Source organism: Streptomyces sp. PA03-5A (assembly GCF_033792725.1).
In the GTDB taxonomy this organism is placed as follows: domain Bacteria; phylum Actinomycetota; class Actinomycetes; order Streptomycetales; family Streptomycetaceae; genus Actinacidiphila.
Genome location: NZ_JARAVL010000084.1, coordinates 1 through 2,492, shown reverse-complemented (window position 1 = coordinate 2,492; position 2,492 = coordinate 1). Strand labels below are relative to the sequence as shown.

Genomic DNA, 2,492 nt, shown 5'->3' with positions numbered 1-2,492 from the left:
CGTGCCGCTGCCCAGGAACCGCGAGGCAACGGTGCTGGCACTGGACACCACCAGCGCCTCCGGGGTGACCGGCCTGCGCGACGACCTCGCCGACCGGCCGTTCCGGCAGGTCCTCCGCTCCCTGCGACCTCAGGACACCGCCTCGCCGGACGCCGGGTTCGGCCTGCCCCGTGACACCGCGCGCCTTCTCCTGACCGTTCGCACGCAAGCCTCGGACTCCGGCGGCCGACCGATTGCGAGCCACGTCACCACCCGCCTTTCGGCGACATTCGTGGACCGCTTCGGCGTGCCCTACACGATCGCCCTGGGCAAGGTCCCCGCCGACGGCGGACAGCACGTCGTGGTGGCGGACTTCGGCGCCGAGGCGGGCCGGGCCCCCGGCGCCGGCCCGGCCGGGCCACTGCGCCTGACCCGGATCAAGGCCGACTACACCCTGCCGCAGCGGACCGAGCACCACCGGCTGTCCGTCACCGCGCTGCGGTCGGAGTCCGGCGACGGCACCACGCGGACCGTCCGGGTACCGGAGGGCTCGTCGTGGCAGGCGCGCGCCGCTATGGGCAACCCCGACTACATGAACTACGCCGGCTACGTCGCCGCCTGGACGGACGCCCCTGACTCCAGCGCGCGGACGCCGCTCGCCGTCGAGTTCGACACAGGGGAGATGTCCCTCGGGGCGGCCTGGCAGAGCAGCTATGACACGGCCTCCGTAACCCTCAGCTCCGAACCCAAGGCCCCGGCCGCGCTGTCGGCGGTCGCCACGGACACCTTCCTGCGGGCGGTCGGCGCGAAGGTCGGGGACTCGGTGCGGATCCCCGTGGCCGGCGTGACCGTGCCGGTCCGCGTCTCCGCCGCCGTACGCGCCCTGCCCACCGTCGCGCCCAAGACCGACGGCACCGACGGCGGGGCGCTGCTGATCGACATGCACTCGGCGAACACGTTCCTCAACGGAACCGGCCAGGGCTCCCTGGTTCCCGGCGAGTGGTGGCTGGCGGCCGAGCCCGGCGCGGCCGCTCGCCTCGCCTCGGCACTGCAGACCCGCGGCGACATCACCTCGCTCCTGGTCCGCGACGAGCAGCGCACCGAACTCCAACGCGATCCGCTCGGCGCCGGGCCGCTGTCCGCGCTGCCCGCCGCCGTCGTGACCGCCGTGGTGCTGGCCGCGCTCGGCTACAGCGTGGCGGCGGCCGGAGCACTGCGCGAACGCTCCCAGGAGTTCGCGATGCTGCGGGCGCTGGGCACCCCGCGCCGCTGGCTCGCCCGGGTGATCGCCGCCGAGCAGGGCCTGGTCATCCTGGTCGCGGTGGGCGTGGGCGCCGTACTCGGCGGACTGCTGACCCGCCTGGTCGTCCCCTTGATCATCCTGACGGCTGACGCGGAGAGCCCGGTCCCCGACGTGCGGATAGATCTGCCGTCCGGTCCGCTCGCCCTGCTGATGATCACCATCACCGCACTGTCCCTGCTCGGCGTCATGCTGACGGCGTGGCGGTCCGCCGACCCGGCCCAGGCGCTGCGGCGCCAAGGAGGTGAATGACGTGGCCGAGCCCCGTTCCCCGCGCAGCGGTGACGTCTCCTGGATCCGCGCCCGGCTGCGCGCCGCCCCCGGCGGCACGCTCGCCATGGCCGCGCTGGTGTTCGTCACGGCGTTCCTGGCGGCCGCGCTGCCGCGGGCCGTCGACGGCTACGAGGACTCCGCGTTGCGCGACGCGGTGTCACACGCGTCGCTGCAGGGCCGTAGCGTCACCATGTCGCTCCAGGTGTCACCGCTGTCCGCCCCCCTCAACGCCGAGGGGTTGCTCACCCCCCCGTCGCTGAAGGAGACCGAGACCCGGTTCCAGCGCCTCGTGAAGCCCCCGCTGACGCTCGAACGCGACCAGACTGTATACGGGGTGCGCTCCGCCGACACAGACGTCACCGACCCCGGACTGCCCCGGACCATGGCGGTCGCCCCGCTCCCCCCGAAGAACACCTTGGTGGCACAGCCCGACCTTGCGGCGAACACCCGGCTCCTCGAGGGACGTCTGCCGAACGCCGGCACCGACGCCCACAGCGTCGAAGCGGTGATCACCGACCGCACCGCCAAGGTGATGAAACTGCGTACCGGTTCGGCGTTCCACCTCGAGGACGCCGTCGGATCCGTCGTGACCGTCCGGGTCACCGGGATCGTCACGCCCCGCTCACCCGGCGCCGCCTGGTGGAACGCGGAACCCGACCTGCGCAAGCCCAGCCTGCGCTCGCTGCCCGTCCCGGGTGGCGACCCCGCCCGCTACTGGCACTTCGCTGCGCTCATCGACCCGGGGGCCACGGCCGCCCTGCTCAGCCTTCAAGACGGCGCGCTGGCCTACTGGCACCACCCTGCCGACGTCGACGAGCTCACCGCGCACGACGTCCCGGCCCTGCGTGACCGGCTCGCCGCGCTGACGGCGGGACCGGACGGGGCACATCTGCAGGCCAAGCAGCGCGGCCTGCACGTCGAGGAGCAGGGGCTGGGTGAA

General features: G+C 73.6%; 1 protein-coding gene and 1 pseudogene. Both read left to right on the top strand.

What is annotated here, in order from left to right:
- Positions 1-1,531, top strand: a 1,531-nt coding sequence (locus PV410_RS44570) for an ABC transporter permease (RefSeq protein WP_500332389.1), incomplete at its 5' end; no start/stop codon positions are given.
- A gap of 1 nt (position 1,532) precedes the next feature.
- Positions 1,533-2,492 (top strand): annotated as a pseudogene (locus PV410_RS44565) (hypothetical protein); the annotation flags it as partial.